The sequence below is a fragment of the Bradyrhizobium icense genome (assembly GCF_001693385.1).
In the GTDB taxonomy this organism is placed as follows: Bacteria; Pseudomonadota; Alphaproteobacteria; order Rhizobiales; family Xanthobacteraceae; genus Bradyrhizobium; species Bradyrhizobium icense.
This window is the reverse complement of record NZ_CP016428.1, coordinates 6,015,413-6,040,316: the sequence shown is the minus strand read 5'-3', so window position 1 is coordinate 6,040,316 and position 24,904 is coordinate 6,015,413. Positions and strand designations below refer to the sequence as shown.

Annotated in this window: 21 protein-coding genes; 15 read left to right on the top strand and 6 right to left on the bottom strand. The window is 63.0% G+C overall.

Annotation, left to right across the window (positions count from 1 at the left end; all coding sequences use genetic code 11):
- Positions 1 to 49 precede the first annotated feature (49 nt).
- Positions 50 to 1,966, top strand: a complete 1,917-nt coding sequence (locus LMTR13_RS28250; RefSeq protein ID WP_065730628.1) for an SDR family NAD(P)-dependent oxidoreductase — start codon at positions 50 to 52, stop codon at positions 1,964 to 1,966.
- Positions 1,967 to 2,022: 56 nt separating this feature from the next.
- The gene (locus LMTR13_RS28245) at positions 2,023 to 3,225 is read left to right on the top strand and encodes a glycosyltransferase family 4 protein (RefSeq protein WP_065733034.1); all 1,203 of its coding nucleotides are present in this window, start codon (positions 2,023 to 2,025) and stop codon (positions 3,223 to 3,225) included.
- Here the strand turns inward: LMTR13_RS28245 and LMTR13_RS28240 are convergent.
- Together LMTR13_RS28240 and LMTR13_RS28235 are read right to left on the bottom strand one after the other, a co-directional pair.
- On the bottom strand, positions 3,222 to 4,244 hold the full coding sequence (locus LMTR13_RS28240; RefSeq protein ID WP_065730627.1) for an MraY family glycosyltransferase: 1,023 nt from the start codon (positions 4,242 to 4,244) through the stop codon (positions 3,222 to 3,224). The genes LMTR13_RS28245 and LMTR13_RS28240 overlap by 4 nt on opposite strands.
- 29 nt (positions 4,245 to 4,273) lie before the next feature.
- Positions 4,274 to 5,233 carry a lysylphosphatidylglycerol synthase transmembrane domain-containing protein gene (locus LMTR13_RS28235; protein ID WP_065730626.1) on the bottom strand — a complete coding sequence of 320 codons (960 nt, stop codon included), beginning with the start codon at positions 5,231 to 5,233 and terminating at the stop codon, positions 4,274 to 4,276.
- A 182-nt stretch (positions 5,234 to 5,415) separates the two neighbouring features.
- Between LMTR13_RS28235 and LMTR13_RS28230 the strand changes: the two genes are divergently transcribed.
- The 8 genes from LMTR13_RS28230 (at position 5,416) to LMTR13_RS28195 (ending at position 15,989) form a co-directional block, all read left to right on the top strand.
- Positions 5,416 to 6,405: an SDR family NAD(P)-dependent oxidoreductase gene (locus tag LMTR13_RS28230; RefSeq protein ID WP_065730625.1), complete on the top strand. Its 990-nt coding sequence runs from the start codon at positions 5,416 to 5,418 to the stop codon at positions 6,403 to 6,405.
- Positions 6,406 to 6,412: 7 nt separating this feature from the next.
- Complete coding sequence (locus LMTR13_RS28225; RefSeq protein WP_065730624.1) at positions 6,413 to 7,825, top strand: mannose-1-phosphate guanylyltransferase/mannose-6-phosphate isomerase; 1,413 nt, start codon at positions 6,413 to 6,415, stop codon at positions 7,823 to 7,825.
- Positions 7,826 to 7,986: 161 nt separating this feature from the next.
- The gene (locus LMTR13_RS28220; RefSeq protein ID WP_065730623.1) at positions 7,987 to 9,003 is read left to right on the top strand and encodes a Gfo/Idh/MocA family protein; all 1,017 of its coding nucleotides are present in this window, start codon (positions 7,987 to 7,989) and stop codon (positions 9,001 to 9,003) included.
- A gap of 32 nt (positions 9,004 to 9,035) precedes the next feature.
- A complete protein-coding gene (locus LMTR13_RS28215; protein ID WP_065730622.1) occupies positions 9,036 to 10,187 on the top strand; it encodes a DegT/DnrJ/EryC1/StrS family aminotransferase in 1,152 nt (383 codons plus the stop codon).
- A 115-nt stretch (positions 10,188 to 10,302) separates the two neighbouring features.
- A complete protein-coding gene (gene murJ, locus LMTR13_RS28210; RefSeq protein ID WP_065730621.1) occupies positions 10,303 to 11,844 on the top strand; it encodes a murein biosynthesis integral membrane protein MurJ in 1,542 nt (513 codons plus the stop codon).
- Positions 11,845 to 12,017: 173 nt separating this feature from the next.
- Positions 12,018 to 12,890 (top strand): outer membrane protein, encoded by an 873-nt coding sequence (locus LMTR13_RS28205; protein WP_083219265.1) that lies wholly within the window; start codon positions 12,018 to 12,020, stop codon positions 12,888 to 12,890.
- A 198-nt stretch (positions 12,891 to 13,088) separates the two neighbouring features.
- A complete protein-coding gene (locus tag LMTR13_RS28200; protein ID WP_065733032.1) occupies positions 13,089 to 15,398 on the top strand; it encodes a xanthine dehydrogenase family protein molybdopterin-binding subunit in 2,310 nt (769 codons plus the stop codon).
- A 138-nt stretch (positions 15,399 to 15,536) separates the two neighbouring features.
- Positions 15,537 to 15,989: a c-type cytochrome gene (locus tag LMTR13_RS28195; protein WP_065733031.1), complete on the top strand. Its 453-nt coding sequence runs from the start codon at positions 15,537 to 15,539 to the stop codon at positions 15,987 to 15,989.
- Between the two features lie 84 nt (positions 15,990 to 16,073).
- Here LMTR13_RS28195 and LMTR13_RS28190 read toward each other — a convergent pair whose 3' ends face one another.
- Positions 16,074 to 16,496 carry a CHRD domain-containing protein gene (locus tag LMTR13_RS28190; protein WP_065730620.1) on the bottom strand — a complete coding sequence of 141 codons (423 nt, stop codon included), beginning with the start codon at positions 16,494 to 16,496 and terminating at the stop codon, positions 16,074 to 16,076.
- A 163-nt stretch (positions 16,497 to 16,659) separates the two neighbouring features.
- Here LMTR13_RS28190 and LMTR13_RS28185 point away from each other — a divergent pair, with 163 nt between their 5' ends.
- A complete protein-coding gene (locus LMTR13_RS28185) occupies positions 16,660 to 17,592 on the top strand; it encodes a c-type cytochrome (protein WP_065730619.1) in 933 nt (310 codons plus the stop codon).
- A gap of 23 nt (positions 17,593 to 17,615) precedes the next feature.
- Here LMTR13_RS28185 and LMTR13_RS28180 read toward each other — a convergent pair whose 3' ends face one another.
- Together LMTR13_RS28180 and LMTR13_RS28175 are read right to left on the bottom strand one after the other, a co-directional pair.
- Positions 17,616 to 18,398, bottom strand: a complete 783-nt coding sequence (locus LMTR13_RS28180; RefSeq protein ID WP_065730618.1) for a J domain-containing protein — start codon at positions 18,396 to 18,398, stop codon at positions 17,616 to 17,618.
- A 244-nt stretch (positions 18,399 to 18,642) separates the two neighbouring features.
- Positions 18,643 to 18,888, bottom strand: a complete 246-nt coding sequence (locus LMTR13_RS28175) for an Lrp/AsnC ligand binding domain-containing protein (protein ID WP_065730617.1) — start codon at positions 18,886 to 18,888, stop codon at positions 18,643 to 18,645.
- Positions 18,889 to 19,020: 132 nt separating this feature from the next.
- Here LMTR13_RS28175 and thiD point away from each other — a divergent pair, with 132 nt between their 5' ends.
- The 4 genes from thiD (at position 19,021) to LMTR13_RS28155 (ending at position 23,028) form a co-directional block, all read left to right on the top strand.
- The gene (thiD, locus tag LMTR13_RS28170; RefSeq protein WP_065733030.1) at positions 19,021 to 19,821 is read left to right on the top strand and encodes a bifunctional hydroxymethylpyrimidine kinase/phosphomethylpyrimidine kinase; all 801 of its coding nucleotides are present in this window, start codon (positions 19,021 to 19,023) and stop codon (positions 19,819 to 19,821) included.
- A 296-nt stretch (positions 19,822 to 20,117) separates the two neighbouring features.
- On the top strand, positions 20,118 to 20,930 hold the full coding sequence (locus LMTR13_RS28165; RefSeq protein ID WP_065730616.1) for a UDP-2,3-diacylglucosamine diphosphatase: 813 nt from the start codon (positions 20,118 to 20,120) through the stop codon (positions 20,928 to 20,930).
- Positions 20,927 to 21,985: a glycosyltransferase family 4 protein gene (locus LMTR13_RS28160; RefSeq protein WP_065730615.1), complete on the top strand. Its 1,059-nt coding sequence runs from the start codon at positions 20,927 to 20,929 to the stop codon at positions 21,983 to 21,985. Before LMTR13_RS28165 ends, LMTR13_RS28160 begins: the two co-directional genes overlap by 4 nt.
- Positions 21,986 to 22,038: 53 nt before the next feature.
- Complete coding sequence (locus tag LMTR13_RS28155) at positions 22,039 to 23,028, top strand: threonine ammonia-lyase (protein WP_065733029.1); 990 nt, start codon at positions 22,039 to 22,041, stop codon at positions 23,026 to 23,028.
- A 70-nt stretch (positions 23,029 to 23,098) separates the two neighbouring features.
- Here the strand turns inward: LMTR13_RS28155 and LMTR13_RS28150 are convergent, their stop codons facing one another.
- Positions 23,099 to 24,781: a caspase family protein gene (locus LMTR13_RS28150; RefSeq protein WP_065730614.1), complete on the bottom strand. Its 1,683-nt coding sequence runs from the start codon at positions 24,779 to 24,781 to the stop codon at positions 23,099 to 23,101.
- Between the last annotated feature and the right edge of the window lie 123 nt (positions 24,782 to 24,904).

The following is a 24,904-nucleotide window of genomic DNA, read 5'->3' as shown; positions in this document are numbered from 1 at the left end:
GCGAGGGGCGCTCTGCGAATCCCGATCGTTTCCGTAGCCGGCCAATGGAATGACGCCTCTTTCCCAACTGACCCGTCGCAACTACCTGATCGCAGCGCATGATGCGTTGGCGACCGCGCTTGCGCTGCTGGCAAGCTTCTACCTGCGCTTCGAGGGAGGCGAGGCCTTCTATGCCCGCCTGCCGCTGCTGCTGAAGATATTACCGCTGTTTGTCGCTTTCAGCATCGTTATCTGCTACGTCTTCAATCTGACAACGACGAAATGGCGTTTCATTTCGCTCCCCGATGCGCTGAACATTCTGCGCGTGGCGACCGTTCTGGCGGTTGCGCTCGTCGTGCTGGACTATGCCTTCATTTTCGCCGCATCGAACGGCAAGGCGCCGGTGCTGTTCGGCCGTATCACCATCGTGCTCTACTGGTTCCTTCAGGTGTTCGCGCTGAGCGCGCTCCGCTTCGGCTATCGCTATTTCCGTTACACGCGCGTTCGCCGACATGCCCAGACCGAAGGCGCCTCGGCGACGCTGTTGATCGGCCGTGCCGCCGACGCCGAGGTGCTGTTGCGCGCGATCGAGAGCGGCGCAGTCAAGCAGCTTTGGCCGGTCGGCGTGCTGTCGCCGTCCGCCGCGGACCGCGGGCAGTCGATCCGCAACGTGCCGGTGCTGGGCGGGATCGACGACGTCGAGGACGTGGTCCGCGATTATGCCGGACGGGGAAAGCCGATTTCGCGGGTCGTCATGACGCCGTCGGCGTTCGAACCGGAGGCGCACCCCGAGGCGGTTCTGATGCGGGCCAAGCGGCTCGGGCTGTTCGTCAGCCGCCTGCCGTCGCTCGAAGGCGGCGACGTGCCCAGGCTGACCAATGTCGCCGTCGAAGACCTCTTGCTGCGGCCAAGCGAGAAGATCGACTACGCGCGGCTTGAAGCGCTGGTGAAGGGCAAGGCGGTGATCGTCACCGGCGGCGGCGGCTCGATCGGTTCGGAGATATGCGACCGCGTTGCGACCTTTGGCGCTGCGCGGCTGTTGGTGATCGAGCACTCGGAACCGGCGCTTTACGCGGTTACGGAAGCGCTGACGGCGCGCGCAGCCAATGCCGTCATCGAAGGCCGGATCGCCGACATCCGCGATCGTGAGCGGATCATAAGCCTTATGCGAGAGTTCAGGCCCGATATCGTGTTCCATGCCGCGGCGCTGAAGCACGTGCCGATCCTCGAGCGCGACTGGAGCGAGGGCGTCAAGACCAACATCTTCGGATCGGTCAATGTCGCCGACGCCGCGCAGGCGGCGGGCGCCGAAGCCATGGTGATGATCTCGACCGACAAGGCGATCGAGCCGGTCTCGATGCTGGGCCTGACCAAGCGCTTCGCCGAAATGTATTGTCAGGCGCTCGACCACGACCTGATGACGCAATCGGAGGGCAAGCCGCATATGAGGCTGATCTCGGTGCGGTTCGGCAACGTACTGGCCTCGAACGGATCGGTGGTGCCGAAATTCAAGGCGCAGATCGAGGCCGGCGGTCCTGTCACGGTGACGCATCCGGACATGGTCCGGTACTTCATGACGATCCGCGAAGCCTGCGATCTCGTGCTGACCGCAGCCACGCACGCACTGACGCCGGCGCGGCCGGATGTCTCGGTCTACGTCCTCAACATGGGACAGCCGGTCAAGATCGTAGAGATGGCCGAGCGGATGATCCGCCTGTCCGGACTCGAACCGGGTGTCGATATCGAGGTGGTGTTCACCGGCATGCGGCCGGGCGAGCGGTTGAACGAGATCCTGTTCGCCAGCCAGGAGCCGACGGTGGAGATCGGGGTCGCCGGCATCATGGCGGCGAAGCCGAACGAGCCGCCGATGCAGATATTGCGCAAATGGCTCGCGGCGCTCGAGGAGGCGATCGCGCGGGATGACCGCTCCGCCATCCGCGCGGTGCTCAAGGATGCCGTGCCCGAATTCGGATCGAACGCCGCCTGATCTTGCGGCCTCGCCCGGTCCGTCCCCGTGGCCATTCGTGCCCTTCGGAACCCATGATGCAGAAGTCCGGAAAGGTCGTCATCGTCAGCCAGCATTATCCGCCCGATCCGAGCACGACGGCGGCGATCATGGCCGCGATTTCCGATCGCGTGATGCAGGAGGCCGAGGTGCTGGTTCTGTCGGGGACGGCGGGCTCCGCGATATCGGCGCAAGCGGGCAGGACTGAGGTCGTCGAGGTCAAGAACTGGATGCCAGGCAAGGGCGCGCTGGGAAAGCGCGCCGTGGCCGAATTGCTGTTCACGGTCCGGATGTTTTTCGTGTTGCTGGCGAGGTTGCGGCGCGGCGACGTCACGCTGACCGTGCCGGCGCCGTTCATGCTGCCTTACGCTTTTGCCGCCGCGGCCAAATTGAAAGGCGCGAGGTCGGTGCTGATCATGCACGATCTCTATCCCGACGTCCTCGTCATGGCTGGCCTGTTGAAGCCGCAGTCGATCGTGGCGAAAGCAATGCGCGCCTTGAACGTGCCGATGTTTCGCGCGCTCGACGCTGTCGTCATCATCGGCCGCGACACGGAAAAGCTGCTGCTGCGCTATGGCGGAATGACAAGCCACAAGATCCGATTCATTCCGAACTGGGCGACGCTTGCACGCGGCGTTCGCGCGATCGACCCGGACAATCCGTACCGCCGTTCGCTTTCCGCGCGCTTCGTCGTCGGACTGTCAGGCAATCTCGGCTTTACCCACGATCCCGTTATCGTGTTCGAAGCGGCGCGCCTGCTGCGCGACGACAAGGATATTCATTTCCTGCTGTCGGGCTGGGGGATCGGCTTTGACCAGCTAAAGGCCATGCAAGCCGAGGCAGAGCTTCCGAACGTTACCCTGGTCGATCGCGTCGAGGACGAGCAGCTAGAGGCGTTTCTTTCGGCGGCAGATGTCTGGATCATTCCCTACCGCAGGAACGTCGCCGGCGTGTCGGTGCCCAGCCGGTTCTACAATCTGCTGGCGATCGGCCGTCCGGTGATCCTGGTTTCCGAAGCGGATGCCGAGGCGGCACTGACGGTCATCGAGCACGATGTCGGCTGGGTGGTCGAGCCCGGCAACGCCGACGAACTGGCGAAAGCGGTCAGTCGCGCCGCCCGGGCCGACGACCCACAGCGCGCCGAACGCGCGGCTGAAGTCTCCAGGCGTTTTGATTTTGAAGTCGCCATGGCCGACTATTGCGGCCTCATCCGCGAGCTTTCGCAAAACAAGCCGAATTAGCCGGCTGGCGGCTGACCGCGCGAGAACCGGTACATCAACAGCGCCGTCGCGATGCCTCCGGCAACGAGAAGCAGGCTCGCGATTGCGGCCGACGAGGTCATGGCCGAGCCGATTGCCAGTGCAGCCAGCACGAGGTTGAGCGCGAGTACTTCGCTCACGACGCGGCGAACCGAAAAGCCGTTGTCGGTGGCGCGCTGATAGAAGTGAGTGCGATGCGCCGCCCAGAACGGCTCGCGCCGCGCGACGCGCCGCAGCAGCGTGACGGTGGCGTCGGCCAGATAATAGAGCGGCAACAGCAGCGCCGCTGCCACTTGCTGATGCCAGGCGAGCTGCAGCAGGCACCAGCCGGCCAACAGGCCGATCGGCAGACTGCCGACGTCCCCGAGAAAGATCTTTGCCACCGGCCGGTTGAAGGGCGCGAAGCCTAGCATCGCGCCGAACAACGCTGCGGCGGCGACCGTCGTCGATGCCGGAAGTCCGCCGAGCCAACCGAGCAGAACGAGTGCGCCGGTTATGGGCACGATCTCGGCGACCGTCATCAGGTCCAGCCCGTCCATGAAGTTGACGAGGTTCACGAACCACAGGCCTGCGATGATCAGGAGGCCGCGCTCGAGCCAGAGTGGGCAGGCGGTAACGATCCGTAAGCTTTCGGGGGCGACCAAGATCACCGCCGCGACGGCTAGTCCCTGCAGCAATAGCCGCGGCACCACGGGAAGCGAATTGACGTCATCGGCAAAGCCGACCGCCGCGATGAACAGCGTCGCGCCGAACACGGCCATGGGGATTTTCATCTCCGCCGCGCCGGCAAACGCGATGACCGTGACGGCCGCGATCAGCGTGGCCGCGATCACCGCGATGCCTCCACCTTGCGGCGTCGGAATCCGATGGGAAGAGCGCGCATTCGGCTTTGCCAACGCTATTCGCACGAGTAGCGGCCGGACCGCCCAGGTCAGCACGGCCGACATCAGCACAGCCAACGCCGCGGCGGCAAACGACAGCAATACTTGTGAATTGGCCATTTCTGTCCGTGCCGAACGCTACTCGAAGATTACTTCGGAACCTCGATCGGCACCGTGCCCTGCGCGGCCTTCTCGGCGCTCAATACCCAGACCAGCCCGCCGATCGCGCCGACGATGAAGGATACCGCGCCATAGAGCAGGGAGATGTTGACGCCCTCGTTGGCCATCAGGCCGGCATAGCCGAACGCCAGCCCCATGGTGGCCTCGCGGACGCCCCAGCCGGCAATCGAGATCGGCAGCATGGTGATCAGCATGACGGGCGGAACGAGCTGGAAGATCTGGCCGAACATAACGGGGGCCGCGATCGACTGCACCACGCACCAGGCGATGACGACGGCGAGCACGTGCACCAGCAACGACAGCACCACGACTTTCGGACCATGGGTGCGGCCGAACAGCACGCGATTGGCGATCACCGAACAGGCATGGATGTGATGGGTGCCCCACCAATGCTTCAGCCATGGCCATTGCAGCCTACCAAGCAGGAGAAATCCGAGTCCGCCGGCAAGCGCTGCGAAATCGACGAACAACAGCGCGGACCTGCCATGGGGATCAGTGATCAGGCGGTAGCTCCAGGGCAGGCTCGCGACGATGAGGACCGCGAGCGCAATCAGGCCGATGGCGCGGTCGACGAAGATGGAATAGGTCGCGGCCCTCCAGCCAGCGCCGTTGCGGGCCACCAGCCACAGCCGTACCGCGTCACCGCCGATGGAGGAGGGCAGCGTCTGATTGAAGAAGGTTCCAATCACGTTGAAGCGCATCGCCTGCCGGGTCGGCAGCGGCGCGCCGCATTCCGCCCCGATTTCGCGCCATCGCAGGACGCCGATGAATATCTGCAGGAACGTCACCGCGATCGCCGCGCCGATCCAGCCCAGGCTGGAAACGTCGATGCGGGCTGCGAGGTCGGCGAGGTCGACCTTGCGCAACGCGAAATACAAGAGTGCCGCCGAGACCAGTATCTTCAATGTCGAAAGCAGGATTCGGCGCATCTCGCCCGTGCCGGGTTTGAGAAGAGGGTGCAAAAAGCGGTGCAATTCGGCGCCTTGGTATGGTTTTCAGGTCGATCTGGCAATAGCGGGACTGGTAGATGTTGCGGTGGCCTCGGCAACGCAGGTAAAGAGGCCCTAGCGACAGAAATCTCAGCCATTGAGCGGCGCCTTCCAAGGATACGATGCCGGATCAACCCATATTGGTCACCGGAGCGGCGGGTTTCATCGGCTTCCACGTCGCGCGCCGGCTGCTGGCCGAAGGCCGCGCCGTGATCGGTCTCGACAATCTCAACGATTATTACGACCCGGCGCTGAAACGGGCACGGCTGGACATCCTGCGCGCGAAGCAGGGTTTTGCGTTCGAGCAGATCGATCTCGCCGATCGCGGTTCAATCGAACGCCTGTTCGCCAAACACCGCTTTGCGCGGGTGGTGCATCTGGCGGCGCAAGCCGGCGTGCGTTATTCGATCGATCATCCGCATGCCTATGTCGATGCCAATCTCGCAGGCTTCGTCAATGTGTTGGAAGGTTGTCGGCATCATGGCTGCGGCCATCTGGTTTATGCTTCGTCCTCGTCGGTGTATGGCGCCAATACGAAACTACCGTTTTCCGTGGACGACAAGACCGACCATCCGATCAGCCTGTATGCCGCCACCAAGAAGGCCAATGAGCTGATCGCGCATTCCTACAGCCATCTCTATCGTCTTCCAGTGACCGGCTTGCGGTTCTTTACCATCTATGGGCCGTGGGGACGGCCCGATATGGCGGTTTTCCTCTTTACCAAAGCAATCGTGGAAGGCGCGCCGATCCGGCTCTTTAACCATGGCAGGATGCGGCGCGACTTTACCCATATCGACGATGCGACGCGCGCCGTGTTGCGGCTGGTCGACCAGGCGCCCGGCGACGCCGGTGGGGCCGCCGGAGCACCAGCAAAAGTTTACAATGTCGGCAACAATCATCCGGAAGAGCTGACCCATGTGGTAGCAGTTCTTGAACAGGCGCTGGGCCGCGCGGCGGTCAAGGAGATGCTGCCGATGCAGCCCGGAGACGTGACCGAGACCTTTGCCGATGTTGCGGAGCTGATGCGCGACACCGGCTTCAAGCCGCAAACCTCGATCGAGGACGGGCTTGCCGATTTTGTCGCCTGGTATCGCGACTACTACAGGATTTGAGGCGCCGATGAACCGACGAATTATTCCCCTGATCATGTGCGGCGGCGCGGGAACGCGGCTGTGGCCGGCCTCGCGCGAGGTTCATCCCAAGCAGTTCCTGTCCCTGTTCGGCGCGCGTTCGACGTTCCAGGACACGCTGTTGCGCGTTTCCGATGCTGGTCTGTTCGAACGACCCGTCATCATCACCAACAACGCCTATCGCTTTATGGTGCTCGAGCAACTGGCGGAGATCGGACTGGAAGCCGACGTGCTGCTCGAACCGATGCGGCGCGATTCCGGTCCTGCGATTGCGGCCGGCGCCGCCTTTGCGCAAGCGCGCGATAAGGATGCCATCGTGCTGGCGCTCGCCGCCGACCACGTGGTGCGCGACACGCCCGCTTTCCTCGCCGCCTGCCGCGAGGGGCTTGCTGCGGCAGAAGCCGGGCACATCGTGACATTTGGCGTGCAGCCCGAACGCGCGGCCACCGAATATGGCTACATCAATCCCGGCGACGGCATTTCCGGCAAGGTTCGCGCGGTCGCGAAGTTTGTCGAGAAGCCCGATCCGGCAACCGCGGCTGATTACGTCAAGTCGGGCTATCTCTGGAACAGCGGCAACTTCATGTTCCGCGCCGCCGTGCTGTCGGATGAATATCGCAAGGTTGATGCGGACAGCGTCCAGGCCGTCACCGTTGCGGTGGCCAAGGCAGGCGCCGATCTCGGTTTCGTTAAGCTCGACGAGGCTGCGTTCGGATCGGCGAAATCGATCTCGATTGACTATGCGGTGATGGAGAAGACCTCGCGTGCCGCGGTCGTGCCGGTGGCGTGTGGCTGGTCCGATGTCGGCTCCTGGCATGCGGTGTGGGAATTGTCCGGCAAGGACGGCGAGGGCAACGCGGCGCGCGGCGCAGCCGTGTTCGAGGATTCGCGCAATTGCAACGTATCGACCGATCGCGCGCTGGTCGCGCTCGAAGGCGTCGACGACCTCGTGGTGGTCGCGACCCAGGACGCGGTGCTGGTCAGCAGGCAGAAGAACGCCAACGGGCTGAAGCGGCTGGTCGCGAAACTGAAGACGGTGGCGCCGCAGGTGACGGAAGACCACATCAGGGTGCATCGTCCGTGGGGATCCTATCAGTCGGTCGACAATGGCGACCGGCATCAGGTCAAGCGCATCATCGTCAAGCCGGGCGGGCGGTTGTCGCTGCAGAAGCATCACCACCGCGCCGAGCACTGGATCGTGGTGCGCGGAACGGCGCAGGTAACGGTCAACGAACTGGTCAAGACCGTGCACGAGAACGAATCGATCTACATCCCGATCGGCGCGGTGCACCGGTTGGAAAATCCGGGCAAGATTCAGCTCGAGCTGATCGAGGTTCAGACCGGCAGCTATTTCGGCGAGGACGACATCATCCGCATCGAGGACGACTACCAGCGCAGTTGAGCCGACCGTAATTTTACCGGGCCCGCGGTTGTAATTCTTTGAATCAAAACGTGTCCGAAAACCGTCGATCGGGTTCGCCACATCTGTGATGGCGTGCTAGAGAACCGCCGGGGATACTACCGGCGCAATTCTGCCTAGAATCTGCTTGGGGTCGACAAATCATGAGTTCCAAAGGGTCCGCATTCGACGCGAAGGCCGACGCAAAACGCGGCTTGCGCGTCGGCGTGGTCGGCGCGGGTGTGATGGGCAGCAACCATGCCCGCGTGCTGGCCGGTCTGCCCGGCGTGACGCTGGTCGGCATCGTCGATCCGTTGCCCGAACACCGTGCGCGCGCCACCGCGCTCGCCGGCGGCCGCGCCTTCGCTGAGCTCGACGAGATGTTCGACGAGGGCGTCGATGCCGTGACGATCGCGGCGCCGACTCATCTCCATCACGAGATTGCGTTGGCCTGCATCACGCGTAACATCCACATCCTGGTCGAGAAGCCGGTCGCGACCACGGTCGAGGAGGGGCAGGACATCGTCAACGCCGCACGCAGCGCCGGCGTGACACTGATGGTCGGCCATGTCGAGCGCTTCAACCCGGCGGTCGCCGCCATCAAGCAGGCGATCTCGGGCGAGGACATTCTTTCGATCGGCATCACCCGCGTCGGGCCGTTCCCGCCGCGGATGTCCAATGTCGGCGTCGTGATCGATCTCGCCGTGCACGACATCGACCTGATCCGCTGGTTTACCGAGTCCGATATCGTCGAGGTGCAGCCGCAGCTTTCCAGCGCGGTTGCCGAGCGCGAGGACATCGCGCTCTTGCAATTCCGCACCGCCTCCGGCGTGCTTGCCCATATCAACACCAACTGGCTGACGCCGTTCAAGGCGCGCAGCGTCACGGTCGCAACCCGCGGCAAATATGTAATGGGCGATCTGTTGACACGGCAGGTGACCGAGTGCTTCGGCTTCAAGCCCGACGGCAGCTACTCGATGCGGCATCTGCCGGTCGGCCATGACGAACCGCTGCGCGCCGAGTTAATCGCATTCCTCGACGCCGTCCGCACCGGCAATATGCCGGCAGTTTCCGGCGACGAGGGCGTCGCCAGCCTCGAAATCGCGATCCGCTGCCTCGAGCAGCCCGCCAAGCCCGCGGCGTCTGCTGCGCGCAAGGGACCGCGCCGCATCGCCGGCTGAGAACCTCTCACGTTAGATTTCTGCAAGGCTCCATGAACCAGCACATGCGTCCAGAACCCGTTCCCTTCTATGACCTCGCCTCGCAGCGCCGTCGGCTTGGCACATCGATCGATGAGGCGATCTCGCGTGTGACGAGCCATTGCCTCTTCATCAATGGTCCGGAAGTCGCCGTGCTGGAAAAGGCCTTGGCCGATTTTTGCGGCGCCAAGCATGTCGTGAGCTGCGCAAGCGGCACGGATGCGCTTTTGATGGTGCTGATGGCCAAGGAAGTCGGCCCGGGGGACGCTGTCCTGTGTCCATCGTTCACGTTCTGCGCGACCGGTGAAGCTGTCGCGCTGACCGGCGCAACGCCGGTGTTCGTCGACGTCGACGAAGCAACCTTCAATATGGATGCCGCCTCGCTCAAGCGCGGCATCGCAACCGCCAAGCAGCGCGGCCTGAAGCCGCGCGCCGTGATCCCCGTCGACCTGTTCGGCCAAAGCGCCGACCACGATGCGATCGCCGAGGTCGCAGCGGCAGAAGGTTTGTTCGTGCTCGATGATGCCGCGCAGGGTTTTGGCGCGAGCTACAAGGGCCGCCATATCGGCTCCTTGGGACTTGCGACCGCGACCAGCTTCTTCCCGACCAAGCCGCTCGGCTGCTTCGGCGATGGCGGCGCCATCTTTACCGACGATGACAAACTTGCCGAGACGCTGCGCAGTATCCGCGTGCACGGCCAGGGCTCCGACAAATACGACAACGTACGTCTTGGCCTGACCGGCCGGCTCGATACGATGCAGGCGGCGGTGCTGATCGAGAAGTTGAAGATTTTCGAGGACGAGATCGCGGCCCGCAACCGCGTTGCGGAACGCTATGCGCGCGGTCTCGGCAATTTCGTGACGGTGCCGCGGCTGGCTTCCGGATGCACCTCGGTTTGGGCGCAGTACACCATCCGCCTGCCAAAGGGGATCGACCGCGATGGTTTTGCGGCAGCGCTGAAGGCGCAGGGCGTGCCGACGATGGTCTATTACGCGAAATCGATGCATCAGCAGACGGCCTATCGGAATTTTCCGGTTGCGGATGGCGGGTTGCCGGTGAGCGAAAAGCTCTCGGACGATGTCATCAGCCTGCCGATTCACGCCTATCTCGATGAGCCGACGCAGGATCGCATCATCGAGGCGGTGCGCGGCGCGCTTCAGGCATAATGGCGACCCGAAGGGCCGCGTTAGCGCAAGGTGGCCTTCCGGTTTTCGGACTGGATCATGCCTAAACGTTAGCTGCCTGATTTCCCCGTCTCGCGATATGCGCTAGAAGCGGCGCATGCTCGGACGCATCTTCACCGTCGGCGGTTACACGCTGCTTTCGCGGCTGACCGGATTCGCGCGCGATATCATGCTCGCCGCCATCCTCGGCGCGGGTCCCGTTGCAGACGCGTTTTTTGTGGCGCTGCGGCTGCCCAATCATTTTCGCGCGATCTTCGCCGAAGGTGCCTTCAACGCCGCCTTCGTGCCGGCTTACGCGCATCTGCATGGCAAGAGCGAAACGTCGGCAAAACTGTTCGCCGACCGCATCTTCACGCTGCTGTTTGCTGCCCAGGTGGTTCTGCTCGTCGCGGCCTGGGTGTTCATGCCGGAGGTGATCGCCATTCTCGCGCCGGGGTTCAAGGATGATCCGGCGCGTGGCGAACTGGCGATTTCGCTGACGCGGATCACGTTTCCGTATTTGCTGCTGATCACGCTGGTGACGTTGTATGGCGGCATGCTCAATGTGATGCACCGTTTCGCTAGCGCCGCCGCCGCGCCGATCTTTCTCAACCTGTCGATGATGGCGACGCTGGCGCTGGCGGCGTTCTTTCCGGGCGCGGGCTACGCCGCAGCATGGGGCGTATTACTCGCCGGCATCCTCGAATTCCTGCTGCTGGCAGGTGATGCGGCAAAGACCGGTATCCTGCCGAAATTCGCTTCGATCAAATTCGATGAAGACGTGCGCGCGTTCTTTCGGGCGCTGGGGCCTGCGACCGTCGGCTCGATGGGAACGCAGATCGCGTTGTTCGCCGATACGATCATCGCGACCTTTCTGCCGGCGGGCGCGCTTTCGGCGCTGTATTACGCCGACCGTCTCAACCAGTTGCCGATCGGCGTGATCGGGATTGCCATCGGCACCGTGTTGCTGCCGGAAATGTCGCGGCGCCTTGCGGCGAACGATATCACCGGTGTATCCGCCGCGCAGCGGCGGGCGTTCGAATTCTCGCTGCTGTTTTCGGTGCCTTTCGTCGCCGCCTTCCTGACCGTGCCTGATGTGATCATGCGCGCGATGTTTGCGCGTGGCGCGTTCTCGAACGCGGATGCGGTGGCTGCCGGCGCCACGCTGGCCGCTTACGCCATCGGACTCATTCCGTTCGTGACTATCCGCAGTGCGGTAGCAACCTTCTATGCCCGTCAGGATACCGCGACGCCGGTCAAGGCAGCGCTGACCGGTGTTGCTGTCAACGTGGCGCTGAAGGTCGCGTTGATGGGCGCGCTGGCGCAAATCGGCCTGGCGCTCGCCACCGCCATTGGGGCCTGGGTCAATCTTTTGCTGGTGCTCGCCTTCGCGATGCGGGCGGGCTACCTCGAACTCGACCGCGCCTGGATGACGTCGCTCGCCAAGTTCGCCGCGGCCGGTATCGTACTCGGCGCCGCGCTGTGGGCCACCGCGCGATTCGCAAACGTCTACTTCGCGCAGATGCACACGTTCCGCGATGAGACCGCATTGGCGTTGCTGATCGTGACCGGTGCGTTCGTGTACGGGGTCGTGATCATGCTGCTGTTTGGCCGGGGTTGGATATTCTCGCTGCTGCGTGACCGGAGGTCTGGTCCTTAAACGGCTGTAAATAAAAAGGAATAATGAATAAGGCGCGTTATGGCTGCATTAGGGCATTTTTGCAACAGGCGTCCACAAAACGCCATTTGCGGCCGATCCGTAAATGATTGGGGCGCGACTCCGCGTTAAGTTGATCCCAGATTTAATTAACGGTTTTTCGGAGAGGGGCATTCATGCGCGCTTCAGCTTTCAAGGCAATTGCGGCTTCGGCACTGGCTGTAATGGCTGCGACTTCGGTCGCGTCCGCAGCCGACATGGCGCCGCGCTACACCAAGGCGCCGCCGCCTGTGGTCGAGGTCTGGAACTGGACCGGTTTCTATATCGGCGGTAACGCCGGCTATAGCTGGGGCCGCGGCCACTCGGACGTTTCTTACTTCAACACGGCCACCGGACTGCCGATTGCTCCGCCGGCCGGCTCCATTACCAGTGCCGGCTACGACATGGACGGCGCCATCGCTGGCGGCCAGATCGGTTACAACTGGCAGAGCAACAACTGGGTGTTCGGTATTGAAGCCGACGCGCAGTGGTCGGACGAGAAGGGCAGAGGCGTGTTTCGCTGCGCCGCGACGGGCATCGGCGGACCGTGCCTTCCCGGCTTGACGTTCCTGCCGCCGGGCGTGACGGGGACCAGCCTTGCCGTCGATACGCACCTTGAGTGGTTTGGCACCCTGCGCGGCCGCGTCGGTGTGCTCGCAACTCCCCGGGTTCTGTTCTACGGCACCGGCGGTCTCGCCTATGGCTCGTTCAAGACCACGGGCACGATGGCTGGCGTGACGCCGGCCGGTGTTGCGGTCGTCTCGGTCGCCTCGAACGACGATATCCGCTTCGGCTGGACGGTTGGCGCTGGTGTCGAAGGCAAGATCACCAACAACTGGAGCGCCAAGCTCGAATACCTCTATATGGATTTCGACAGCTTCCGCGCGGGTAGCTTCTCGCTCGCACCAGCCAGTGCGATTCGCGCCGACGTGGATACGCGCTTCCACGACCATGTCCTGCGTGTCGGCCTGAACTACACGTTCGGCGGCCCGGTGGTCGCAAAGTATTGATTGCGGCGTTATCTTCCTTCCATAAAGACCAAAGCCCCGGCATTGTCCGGGGCTTTTTGTTGTGCAGGCGCGAAAAGGGTCGCGCTGCGCGGCGATTCGCTTGCGCCGGTGCTGTGGCAATTCGGGCGAAAGCGGTTTGCGCTGGGCAGGGAACCGCTGCAATATGGCGCCGCTGGAAAACCGGGAATTGGAGATACGATGGCAACTCCCATCAAGTTTGGCGTCGGTCAAAGCGTTCTTCGCAAGGAAGACGATGCGCTCATTCGCGGCAAGGGCCGCTACACCGACGACCACTCGCCGCAGCCGGCGTTGCATGCGCTGATGCTGCGCTCGCCGCATGCGCACGCGAAATTCACCCTCAACGTCGCCAAGGCCCGCGGGATGCCGGGCGTGTCGTTGATCCTGACCGCGGCTGAAGTCGCCGATCTCGGCGATCTGCCGTGCCTGTTCAACCTGGAAACCGATCCGTTCACCGGCCCGCCATACCCGATCCTCTGCAAGGACGAAGTTCGCCACGTCGGCGACGCCGTCGCCTTCGTGGTCGCCGACACGATCGACCAGGCGCGAGATGCGATCGAGGCGATCGACGTCAAATGGACGCCGCTTCCGTCGGTGGTCGGCGTCGTCAATGCCGTGAAGAAGGACGCGCCACAGGTCTGGCCCGACAAGCCTGGCAACGTGCTGTTCGACGTGTCGATCGGCGACAAGAAGGCGGCTGAGGCCGCCTTTGCCAAGGCGCATGCGATCGCCGAGATATCGATCGTCAACCCGCGCGTCATCACCAACTTTATGGAGACGCGCGCCGCGGTCGCCGAATACGACGCCAAGCGTGATCATCTGACGCTGACAATCGGCAGCCAGGGCAGCCATCGCCTGCGCGAAATCCTGTGCGGCATGGTGCTGAAGATTCCGATGGAGAAGATGCGGGTGATCTGCCCCGACGTCGGCGGCGGCTTCGGCACCAAATTGTTTCCCTATCGCGAATATGCGCTGATTTCGGTGGCGGCGCGCAAGCTGCGCAAGACCATCAAGTGGACCGCCGATCGCTCCGATCACTTCATGGGCGACGCGCAGGGCCGCGACAACGTCACGACCGCGAAGATGGCGCTGGCCGAGGACGGCAAATTTTTGGGCATGGACGTCGACCTAATGGGCGACATGGGCGCCTACCTCTCGACCTTCGGGCCCTATATCCCTCATGGCGGCGCCGGCATGCTGCCGGGGCTTTATGATATCCAGGCCTTCCATTGCCGCGTCCGTACCGTGTTCACCAACACCGTGCCGGTAGACGCCTATCGCGGCGCAGGGCGTCCCGAAGCGGCCTATGTGGTCGAACGCCTTGTCGATGCGGCCGCGCGAAAGCTCGGGGTGACGCCGGATGCGATCCGGCGCAAGAATTTCATTCCGCCGAAGGCGATGCCCTACAAGACCGCGACTGGAAAGGTCTACGATTCCGGCGACTTCACCGCGCATATGAAACGCGCGATGGAAGTCGCCAACTGGAAGGAATTTCCGAAGCGCGCCAAGGCGGCGAAGAAGCAAGGTCTGGTGCGAGGCATCGGCATGTCCTGCTATGTCGAGATCTGCGGTACGATGGGCGAGGAGACCGCCAATGTCGCGCTCGATCCCAACGGCGACATCAACATCCTGATCGGCACGCAGTCGAGCGGGCAGGGTCACCAGACGGCTTACGCGCAACTGGTCGCCGAGCAGTTCGGCGTGCCGCCGGAGCGCGTCCACGTCCTGCAGGGCGATACCGACAAGATCGCCAACGGTCTCGGCACCGGCGGCTCGGCGTCGATTCCGACCGGCGGCGTCAGCGTCGAGCGCGCCACGCGCGAACTCGGCCACAAGCTAAAGGAGATCGCCGCAGAGGCGCTGGAGACCAGCGCGGGCGACCTCGAGATCAGCAACGGCGTCGTGCGTATCGCCGGCACCGATCGATCGATCAGCTTTGCCGACCTCGCGAAGCGCCCTGGCGTCGATCCCTCGAAACTGAATGCGAGCGCGACGTTTGCGCAGGCCGACGGCACCTACCCGAACGGCACGCATCTCGCAGAAGTCGAGATCGATCCCGCAACCGGCATCATCAGGATCGACAACTACGTCATCGTCGACGATTTCGGCGTGACGCTCAATCCGCTGCTGCTGGCCGGCCAGGTGCATGGCGGGGCAATGCAGGGCATCGGTCAGGCCTTGATGGAGCAGGCGGTCTATAGTGCAACCGATGGCCAACTCGTCACCGGCACCTTCATGGATTATGCGGTGCCGCGGGCTTCCGACGGTCCGTCATTCCATTTCGAGACGCACAACGTGCCGTGCACGACCAATCCGCTCGGCGTCAAGGGTGCGGGCGAGGCGGGTGCGATCGGCTCCTGCCCCGCGGTGGTCAACGCGATCATCGAGGGCCTGTGGCGCGAGTACAAGATCGATCACATCGACATGCCGGCCACGGCCGAGCGGGTCTGGATCGCAATCCGCGAGGCACAGAAACGGCATAATCTCTGACGTTTGCTGCTGCCCATGGAATGAAACACCGGGCATGGTGTTGAAGAGATGCGACGTCGCGCCTGCCGGTGCGGCGTATGTGGATCAGGAATATCCCGCGCAAAAACCACCATGAGGCTGGAAACGGAGATTTTGCCGATGCGTAGAACCATCACTCTGACTGGAACCCTACTGCTTGGTGCCGGTGTAGCGCTGGCGCAGAATCCACAGGAGCAGGTCGACAAGACCCAGCTCGCGATGAAGTCCAACCTCACGAGCGCGATTGCGCTTTCGGATATAGCCAAGGACAAAAAGCCTTACGATCAGGCTGCCGTCGACAAGGCGCTGGCAGAGCTCGATGACGTCGCGAAGCGCTTCCCGTCATTGTTCCCGGAGAGCATCAAGGGGTTGAAGCCGACGAAGGGCGAGTATTACGCATCGCCCAAGGTATGGACGGAGCGAGCAGATTTCGAGGCGCACTCTGCGACATTCGTGAAAGCGGTCGACCAAGCCAAGGCCAAGATCAAGGATGCGAACAGCCTGAAGGCGGAATTTCCCGAGCTCAACAAGGTGTGTGTGGGTTGCCACGAAAAATTCCGCGTCAAGGGCTGACGACGCAGCCGTCGAATCGTAACAAAGGGGCGAACCCTTGCGGTGTCCGCCCCTTTAGTGTTGGCCTCGCGATCTTGTCCGTCGTTACTTAGTGACCTGGCCGCGGATTTCGCCGGCCGGATTGGCTGCGGTGTGAATGTTGATGTAGTACCTGCCGGCCACGAAGTCTGCGGCCTGCGCATCGGTGAGCGTGGCGCTGCCCTCGACCGGGCTCGACGTCGCGTTGGGGATCGCAACAGCCACGCCGGCGTTCTTGCCGGATTCCGCGGGGCCGTGGAAATGCGCGGCGGTGGCAGGCCCGGACAGGCCGGAATAGGTCAGTTTCCAGCTCAGCTTTTTGCTGGCGGGATCGTAGTCGAGGTCGGCGGACCCGGTGGCAGCGCTAGTGTTCGGCGGCACCTGAGCCTTGCCGTCGAGTTTCGCCTTCAGCTTCTCGGCGAAAGCGGGACCGGCAAGAACAATCGCAGCGCCCAACGCAAGCGTAGCAAGCATGGTCTTGTTCGACATGGCGTTTCTCCCTGTTGCCATCAAACGGCAGTGTCAGCATCAAAACAACGATTTTCCGGTTTTATTCCCGGAAGGCTGCCAAATGCCCGAAATTTCATGGCAGCTTATGACATAAAGTGCGGCCATACTGGTTGTGGTCGAGGCGCTGACGATGGTGCGGTGAATGCTGCGAGGACTTCTCCTTGGCGTGATTTTGGCGGGCGCTGCTGGCTTCGGTGTTTTCTGGTGGCTAACGGTGCCCGCGGCCGTGGCTTCATCCGAGCTTACGCCTTACGCGCCGAACCTTGCCAACGGCCTCGCAGCGTTCAATGCCGGCGGTTGTTCCTCCTGCCACGCGGTGCCTAATCAGCCCGATCGTTTGAAGCTGGGTGGCGGGCTCGCCATGCCTTCGCCGTTCGGCACCTTCTATGTCCCCAACATCTCGCCTGATCCCGCTTACGGCATTGGTCGGTGGAGCGAAGCGGATTTCGTCACCGCGGTGCTCAAGGGCACTTCACCGGCAGGCACGCATTATTTCCCATCTTTTCCCTATGCGTCCTATCGGCACACGAAGGTCGAGGACGTTCGCGACCTCTTCGCCTATCTGAAGACGCTGGAGCCGGTGGCTGGCAAGCCGCGCGACCATGATGTGCCGTTCCCGTTCAACATCCGCCGCAACATCGGCGTCTGGAAACATTTGTTCGCGGACGGCAAACCATTTACGTCGGATGCCTCACGTTCGGCGTCATGGAATCGCGGCGCCTACCTCGTCAACAGTCTTGGCCACTGCGCCGAGTGCCACAGCCCGCGCAACTTGCTCGGCGGCATCGTCGACGCGCAGCGCTTTGCAGGCGGGCCCAATCCCGAAGGAGAGGGCTGGGTGCCCAACATCACCCAGAAAAGATTGGAGGAGTGGAGCGCGAAGGATATCGCCTACTTCCTCGAAACTGGGCAAACGCCCGATGGTGACACTGCGGGCGGATCGATGGCGCGCGTCATCAGGAACACGTCGCAATTGTCAGCCGAGGATCGCGAGGCTGTCGCGGAATATCTGAAGTCGCTGTCGCCGGTCGAGGGACCGCCGCGGCCAAAGAAGAAGGACGCAGAAAAGTCCTGACGGAAAAATAGCTTCGCGCGCCGTCAGGGCGTCAGGGCGGCTGTGACCGGCTCACGCCTTTCTGGCAGGGTAGGCACGATCGTCAATGGCTTGCGCGGCGCGGGCGCGGCGTTTTTGGTCCGTTTCAATTCCGTGGCAGGTTTGGCCGACGCAATATCGGCGAACGAGCGATCGAAATCGACCATCCGATACAGCACGACGCCGCGATCGAAATAGGCGGCTGCGAAGCGCGGATAATAGTGAACGCCCAGATTGTACGTGGCAAACGCCGGGACAGGTTCGAAGCGGCCGATGGGGGCGGCGCCCGATTCCTTGGCTGCGGGTACTGCGGAGGCGAGCGCGACCCCTCCACCGCGCTGGATGCGCGATTCGTCCTGCGCTGGAGCGTCGGGCTGCACGGCCGCAACTTCCTGCGCGCCGGCGGCGGTTCTGTCGCTCAGCATTTCGGCGGCGCCTGGCGGTTTTGAAAACAATCCGAACACGGTGTAGCCGCCGACCAGCACCGCGGAAATGATCGTTGCCGCCATCGTATTGGACGCGACTTTTCGTACGGTCTCGTATGTCTGGATCGCCTTCGTGGCAGGCGGCTGCAACGCAATGGCGAGCAACTGATCGTAGGTCGCGCGCTGTTCGGTATCGGTCAGGATGTCATAGGCGCGCACCAGTTCCCTGAACCTCAGCGCAGCATCGGGATTGTCGGGATTGATATCGGGATGGGTCGCCTTCGCGGCCTTGCGGAATGCCTTCCGCAATTCCTCGGCGTCATCGCTCGGAAGCGCGCCGAGCAAATCGTACAGCGTCCCCATGGTGGTACTCGCGACTGCTTCCCCCTCGGAACGTCCCCCGGCTGCGGAGCTTCCGATTGACGACGCCCTAGGTAATCAAAAATATCAAGGCGGTAGGATGATCCTCTTATGGCAAAAGCATGCCATGGTTAACGTAGTTAACCATCCGTTGCGGTTGGACGCTCATCTGGCGTGGCCGGAGGGTAGGCTGGCAGCCCCTCCATCACAAGCGAGCCGATCGGGCGCGCCAGGGACGCGGCCTTGCCTAACCCGTGCCGAACGCCTTGAAGGTGATGATGGTGTGGGTGTCCTGGATGCCTGGAATCACCTGCACCTTCTCGTTGACGAAATGGCCAATGTCAGTGTCCTTATCGACGTAGAACTTGACCAGCAGATCGTAATCGCCGGCGGTGGAATAGATCTCCGAGGCGATCTCGGCCTCCGCGAGCGCATTGGCGACGGCATAGGATTGGCCGAGCTTGCATTTGAACTGCACGAAGAAGGGAACCATCGCTGTCGTCTCCGAATTGGCTGGTCCCAATAGGCCAAAAACCGCTGATAATGGCAAGCCAGCTTGCTGCCCATGCCATGGCGCGGTAGGACAATCCATGGCTCCCAACCCACGATGTGCGCGAGGCTTGCGATGACGACGCCGATCGCGCTGACCATCGCCGGCTCCGATTCCTCCGGCGGCGCCGGTATCCAGGCCGACCTGAAGACGTTTGCCGCGCTCGGCGTTTACGGCGCCTCTGTGATCACGGCGCTGACCGCACAGAATACCGAAGGCGTCAGCGGCATCCATCAGGTGCCGGCGGAGTTCGTGACCGCCCAGATCGATGCAGTGTTTTCCGATCTCGACGTCGGAGCGGTCAAGATCGGCATGGTGGCGCAGCCATCAGTCATCGACGCCATCGTCGCCGGCCTCAAGCGCTGGTCGCCGAAGCATGTCGTGCTCGATCCCGTGATGGTCGCAACCTCCGGCGACCGGCTGCTGGCTGCGGAAGCGGTCGAAGCGCTGCGGACAAAACTCATTCCGCTTGCTTCGGTCATTACGCCCAACTTGCCTGAGGCCGCCGCGCTGCTTGACGAACCGGTGGCTACGGATGAGGCCGCCGTCGAAAGTCAGGGCAGGCGATTGCTGGCCATGGGCTGCGAGGCAGTGCTAATCAAGGGCGGCCACGGGAAGGGCGCCGAGTGCGTCGACTATCTGTTCGGCAAGAGCGGCACCATCGCACTGGCCGCGCCGCGCATTGCGACGAAAAATACCCACGGCACCGGCTGCTCATTGTCCTCGGCGATCGCAGCGGAGCTCGCGAAAGGCGAGGACATGGAAACCGCCGTGCATAACGCCAAGGCCTGGGTCAGCGCTGCGATTGCCGCGGCAGACCGGTTCAGCGTCGGTCACGGTCACGGGCCCGTGCATCATTTTCACACGTTTTATTAGCCGTCGTCCCCTGCGAACGCAGGGACCCGGAGCGTGAGCGCCATTGCGCTCATCGCGGCGCCGCGGCTTATCAATTGAAGCGGCGGCTCGTTGTCTTCTCCAACAATAAGCATCGGGGTGGTTATGGGTCCCTGCGTTCGCAGGGACGACGAGAAGTTGTTGCCGACGCCGTGTCGCTTGCCTGTCGCATCGCGCTGCTATCCGCGAGAGCCAAGGGCGCGGCATTGATTCTCGTGGGGCTATACGCCGCGTGAACGGTCATCGCCCTGTCACAGAAATCTGCTAGGTGCACAGATATGGGCAGTGACTCCCTAAGTGAAGAGAGCCCCGAACGGCGCTTTCGTACCTTGTTTATCTCCGACGTCCATCTCGGAGCCCGCGGCTCGCAAGCCGACCGTTTGCTGGACTTCCTCAAAAGCCACGACGCCGATACCATCTATCTCGTCGGCGATATCGTCGATGGCTGGGCGCTGAAGTCGAGCTGGTACTGGCCGCAATCGCACAATGACTTCGTGCAGAAGATGCTGCGCAAGGCGCGCAAGGGCGCCAAGGTCATCTACGTGCCGGGCAATCACGACGAGTTCCTGCGCAACTATTACGGCACGCATTTCGGCGGAATTGATGTGGTGGAAAACACCATTCACACCGGTGTCGACGGCCAGCGCTACCTCGTCATCCACGGCGACATCTTCGATCTCGTCGTGCAGAACGCGCGCTGGCTCGCGCATCTCGGCGATAAAGCCTACGACTTCGCCATTCAGATGAATCGCCTCGTCAACTTCTTTCGCCGCATGTTCGGCGTGCCCTATTGGTCGCTTTCGCAATGGGCGAAGCTGAAGGTGAAGAACGCCGTGAACTATATCGGCGCGTTCGAAAAGACGTTGGCCGGCGAGGCGCGGCGGCACGGTGCCGACGGCGTGATCTGCGGTCACATCCACTACGCCACCATCCGCGACGAGCATGGCATCCGCTATATGAATTGCGGCGACTGGGTGGAAAGCTGCACCGCGCTTGCCGAGCACGAGGACGGCCGGTTCGAGATCATCACCTGGACCGATCCGGTGCGAAAGGTTGCGCCGGTTCCCCGCGTTGCGGCGCGCGCCGCATGACGCATATCCTGGTCGCGACAGATGCGTGGCATCCCCAGGTCAACGGCGTGGTGCGCACGCTGATCGCGACGGCGGAGGCGGCCAGGGGACTTGGCGTGGAGGTGAGTTTCCTGACGCCGCAATCGTTTCGCACGTTTGCGATGCCGAGCTATCCCGACCTGCGGCTGGCTCTTCCGCTCCCCGGGAAGATCGCGCAACTGATCGAAGCGGCAAAGCCCGACAGCATTCATATCGCGACCGAGGGGCCGATCGGGCTGTTGGTGCGGCGCTATTGCCGCAACCGTGACCTGCCGTTCACTACGAGCTTTCACACCCGGTTTCCGGAATATGTCTCGGCGCGCTCGCCGATTCCGGAGTCCTGGGTTTGGCGGGCGCTGCGTGCCTTCCACCGGCCGAGCCGGGCAGTGATGGCGGCAACGCCGGCGCTGGCGGCCGAGTTACGCATGCGCGGTTTTCGCAACGTGGTGCTATGGTCGCGTGGCGTCGATACCTCGGTGTTTCATCCGCGCAGCGTCGATCTCTGCCTGCCGACGCCTGTGTTCCTCAGCGTTGGCCGCGTCGCGGTGGAGAAGAATCTCGAGGCCTTCCTCGATCTCGATCTGCCCGGCACCAAGCTCGTCGTCGGCGACGGGCCGGCCCGGATGGCGCTGGAGCGGAAATATCCTGACGCGGTGTTCCTCGGCGCGCGGCATGGCGAGGAACTGGCCGGAATCTATGCGGCCGCCGATATTTTTGTGTTTCCCAGCAAGACCGACACGTTTGGCCTTGTGCTGCTGGAGGCGCTGGCCAGCGGTTTGCCGGTCGCCGCGTTTCCGGTCACCGGTCCGCGCGACGTGATCGGCTCGGCGCCGGTTGGCGTGCTGAACGAGGATTTGCGCACGGCCTGCCTGGAGGTGCTGCAGATTTCGCGGGAAGAATGCGTGGAATTTGCCGCCGCCCATACTTGGCAGGCCTCGGCACGGGCTTTTGTCGACCATGCCCTCAATCTTCGCCTCATGCAGCCGGAAGGCGAGCTAGCCGAATTTGTGGCGGAGGACCCGCATTTCGCCGCCTGACATCACCTGAATCTGTATTGCCCGCCGGTCCGCTTGCGCGATACAAAGTGCGCATGACGGAAAAAGCCTCAACGGCACCGGTCGGTGCTGCAGATATCGATGCGGCGGCGCGAGTAGTTGCCCCGTTCGCGGTGCGGACGCCGCTGCTGTCGTTCCCCGTTCTCAACGAGCGCGTCGGGACCAAGGTCTTTCTCAAGCCCGAAATGCTGCAGCGGACCGGATCGTTCAAGTTCCGGGGCGCCTTCAACAAGCTGGCCTCGATCCCGCAGGACAAGCGTAGCGGCGGGGTCGTCGCATTCTCGTCCGGCAACCACGCCCAGGGCGTGGCGGCGGCCGCGCAAATTCTCAACATGCAGGCCACCATCGTGATGCCGGCGGACTCTCCGGTCACCAAGCGCGAGCGCACCAAGGGCTACGGCGCCGAGGTGGTGCTCTACGACCGCGACAAGGAAGACCGCGAAGCGATCGCCAACGGCATTGCCGGCAAACGCGGTGCGACGCTGGTCCGGCCCTATGACGATCCCATCGTCATTGCAGGGCAGGGTACTGCGGGCCGCGAAATCGCCGAGGACATGACAGCGCTCGGGCTCGTGCCCGATATCGTGGTGGCGCCGGCCTCCGGCGGCGGGCTGATCGCCGGCGTTGCGACGGCCGTGAAGGCCAAATTCCCGCAAGCGCAGGTGATCGTCGCCGAGCCGAAGGACTATGACGATCATGGCCTGTCGCTCCGCGCCGGCCATCGCGAGGCCCATCACGCCGCCGGCCGCACCATCTGCGATGCGCTGATGGCGGCGATGCCGGGCGAACTCACCTTCTCGATCAACAGCAAGCTGCTGGCGAACGGCGTGACGGCATCCGACGAGGAAGTCGGCGCGGCGGTGGCCTATGCCTACCGGGAATTGAAACTGGTGGTCGAGCCCGGCGGGGCTGTCGGCCTCGCCGCACTATTGGCTGGCCGCATCGATGCCAGGGGAAAGAACGTCGTCATCGTGCTTTCCGGTGGCAATGTGGACGCGGACCTGTTCGCTAAACTAGTCGCCTGATCATCACATCTTAAACGGAAGCGGGCAGAGCATGTGCTCTGCCCGCTTTTTGTTGCCCGGAGCTCCTTATTCAGCGCCTGAAGCCGCCGCCGAATGACCCGCCGAACGAGCTGCGGGACGGGCTTGAGCCGAAGCGCTGGCTGAAACCTCCGCCGCCCATGCCGCTGCTGAACCGACGCGGCGCGGTGGTCATCATGGGTCTGGTCGTCATGGGCCTGGTCGTGATGGGTTTGGTGACCCGTATCGGATTGTTATGAATCCTGGGCGGCAAGGTCGTGACCTTGCCGACCTTGCTGTTGTTGTTGCCGGCGTTGACAGGGATCGGGTTGATCTTGCCGGGCAGGGTCGTGGCCTTTCCGCCAATGCCATTACTGTTGCCAGTGAGCTTGCCAGGCAGGGTCGTGATCTTGCCCGTCTTGCCGTTGTTGATGCCATTGATCGGGTTATTCGTTGCCGTGCCCTTGGCAGGCAGCGTGATGATCTTGGAAGGCACCGGCATGTGGGCCTGGGCACCAAGATTGTGCTTGGAGATGCCGAGGATGGATGAATTGCCGATGTTCCCCGGTTTGAAGTTCGGAGACTGCTTCGCCAGATGCGTGAACTGCATCAGGGGCACGGACTTCGGCGCGACCTGCAGCTTGAGCGCGGACTTGGCGTAGGGGCTGTTGGAATAATTGTCATGAAACGTCTTGTAGGCGAACGGCGAGTTGGCGACCACAGCTTTGTGCCACGCCGTCGCCATCCGCAGATTGTCGAGCAGCAGGCGGATGTGGTCGCACAGCGGATCGTGCGGGTAAAGGCGGATGAATTCTTCATAGTACTCGGGCGAGCCTTCCGAGAGCACGTAATCGTAAGCCTGGCGCACCGAACGCGACGGCAGATTCGCGGCGGTCTGCATGATCGGGCGGCGATCCGGCGCGCGGCCTGCGGCGAGCGCGGTATCGCCGAAGAAATAGAAGTCGGAGGTTAGCGACGAACTTTCCCACGGTGTCTGCTTTCCGGAGGTGGTGTTGTTCACTTCGAGCCGGACTCGCTTGAACAACTGCTCGATCGGCAGGTTCGGCTCGCGTGCGACATTCAGGAAAGCTGACGTATACGGACTGTGGTTGCCGTCGCCATCCTGGGCTTCCATACCCGGCGCGGTCGAGTAGCCGACGATCGAGCCTCGGGGCGCATCGACGATTGCCAAGCCCCGCCCGGCGTCGTTGATCTCGGGGAACGGATTGTTGCGGCAGGCGTCGAGCACCACGATGCGCATCCGGCTCGGGATCGATTCCAGCGTGCCTATCACGTCGACCAGCCGGACCGAATTGCCGTCGAGATCGGACGGCGAAGCGATCTTCGCATCGACCGGAAGCAGATAGTTCTCGCCCGCCACCTGCACGCCGTGACCGGCATAGTAGATCATGGCGACGGTCCCGGGGCCGCGCTCGGCGACCCTGGCGGAGAAGTCCTGCACCACCTTGACCATGTCGCTGCGCGTCAGGTCGGTCGCCTGGGTGACCTCGAAGCCGGCAGAGTTCAAAAGCTGCGCCATCGACTGCGCGTCGTTGCCGGGATTGGCGAGCTTTGGCGCGATCTGGTAATTCGAATTGCCGATCACCAGCGCGACGCGCTGGTCCGCCGGCGGCGTTTGCATGCCGTTGCGGATGTCGACGTTCGGGGCTTCCGCCAACGCCGCACCAGTAACGGCGAAATTCAGCAGGCCTGCCAGCAGGCCGGCACCCAATAGCAATGACTTGAAACGGGACATGGCTGCCTCCTCAGGCGAGACCTCGTTGCGAGATTGGCTGCTGGGACGCTAAGCCGAATGCGGGCTGTCGTACGTGACCGCGATCACGGTTCAGCGCGCGGCGCTTCCACACTTGCCGCCGCA

What these genes read in the sequence shown, in the direction of transcription:
- LMTR13_RS28250 (WP_065730628.1), top strand. Translation starts at nt 50, where the DNA reads ATGACGCCTCTTTCCCAACTGACCCGTCGCAACTACCTGATCGCAGCG.
- LMTR13_RS28245 (WP_065733034.1), top strand. Translation starts at nt 2,023, where the DNA reads ATGCAGAAGTCCGGAAAGGTCGTCATCGTCAGCCAGCATTATCCGCCC.
- LMTR13_RS28240 (WP_065730627.1), bottom strand. Translation starts at nt 4,244, where the DNA reads ATGGCCAATTCACAAGTATTGCTGTCGTTTGCCGCCGCGGCGTTGGCT.
- LMTR13_RS28235 (WP_065730626.1), bottom strand. Translation starts at nt 5,233, where the DNA reads ATGCGCCGAATCCTGCTTTCGACATTGAAGATACTGGTCTCGGCGGCA.
- LMTR13_RS28230 (WP_065730625.1), top strand. Translation starts at nt 5,416, where the DNA reads ATGCCGGATCAACCCATATTGGTCACCGGAGCGGCGGGTTTCATCGGC.
- LMTR13_RS28225 (WP_065730624.1), top strand. Translation starts at nt 6,413, where the DNA reads ATGAACCGACGAATTATTCCCCTGATCATGTGCGGCGGCGCGGGAACG.
- LMTR13_RS28220 (WP_065730623.1), top strand. Translation starts at nt 7,987, where the DNA reads ATGAGTTCCAAAGGGTCCGCATTCGACGCGAAGGCCGACGCAAAACGC.
- LMTR13_RS28215 (WP_065730622.1), top strand. Translation starts at nt 9,036, where the DNA reads ATGAACCAGCACATGCGTCCAGAACCCGTTCCCTTCTATGACCTCGCC.
- murJ (WP_065730621.1), top strand. Translation starts at nt 10,303, where the DNA reads ATGCTCGGACGCATCTTCACCGTCGGCGGTTACACGCTGCTTTCGCGG.
- LMTR13_RS28205 (WP_083219265.1), top strand. Translation starts at nt 12,018, where the DNA reads ATGCGCGCTTCAGCTTTCAAGGCAATTGCGGCTTCGGCACTGGCTGTA.
- LMTR13_RS28200 (WP_065733032.1), top strand. Translation starts at nt 13,089, where the DNA reads ATGGCAACTCCCATCAAGTTTGGCGTCGGTCAAAGCGTTCTTCGCAAG.
- LMTR13_RS28195 (WP_065733031.1), top strand. Translation starts at nt 15,537, where the DNA reads ATGCGTAGAACCATCACTCTGACTGGAACCCTACTGCTTGGTGCCGGT.
- LMTR13_RS28190 (WP_065730620.1), bottom strand. Translation starts at nt 16,496, where the DNA reads ATGTCGAACAAGACCATGCTTGCTACGCTTGCGTTGGGCGCTGCGATT.
- LMTR13_RS28185 (WP_065730619.1), top strand. Translation starts at nt 16,660, where the DNA reads ATGCTGCGAGGACTTCTCCTTGGCGTGATTTTGGCGGGCGCTGCTGGC.
- LMTR13_RS28180 (WP_065730618.1), bottom strand. Translation starts at nt 18,398, where the DNA reads ATGGGGACGCTGTACGATTTGCTCGGCGCGCTTCCGAGCGATGACGCC.
- LMTR13_RS28175 (WP_065730617.1), bottom strand. Translation starts at nt 18,888, where the DNA reads ATGGTTCCCTTCTTCGTGCAGTTCAAATGCAAGCTCGGCCAATCCTAT.
- thiD (WP_065733030.1), top strand. Translation starts at nt 19,021, where the DNA reads ATGACGACGCCGATCGCGCTGACCATCGCCGGCTCCGATTCCTCCGGC.
- LMTR13_RS28165 (WP_065730616.1), top strand. Translation starts at nt 20,118, where the DNA reads ATGGGCAGTGACTCCCTAAGTGAAGAGAGCCCCGAACGGCGCTTTCGT.
- LMTR13_RS28160 (WP_065730615.1), top strand. Translation starts at nt 20,927, where the DNA reads ATGACGCATATCCTGGTCGCGACAGATGCGTGGCATCCCCAGGTCAAC.
- LMTR13_RS28155 (WP_065733029.1), top strand. Translation starts at nt 22,039, where the DNA reads ATGACGGAAAAAGCCTCAACGGCACCGGTCGGTGCTGCAGATATCGAT.
- LMTR13_RS28150 (WP_065730614.1), bottom strand. Translation starts at nt 24,781, where the DNA reads ATGTCCCGTTTCAAGTCATTGCTATTGGGTGCCGGCCTGCTGGCAGGC.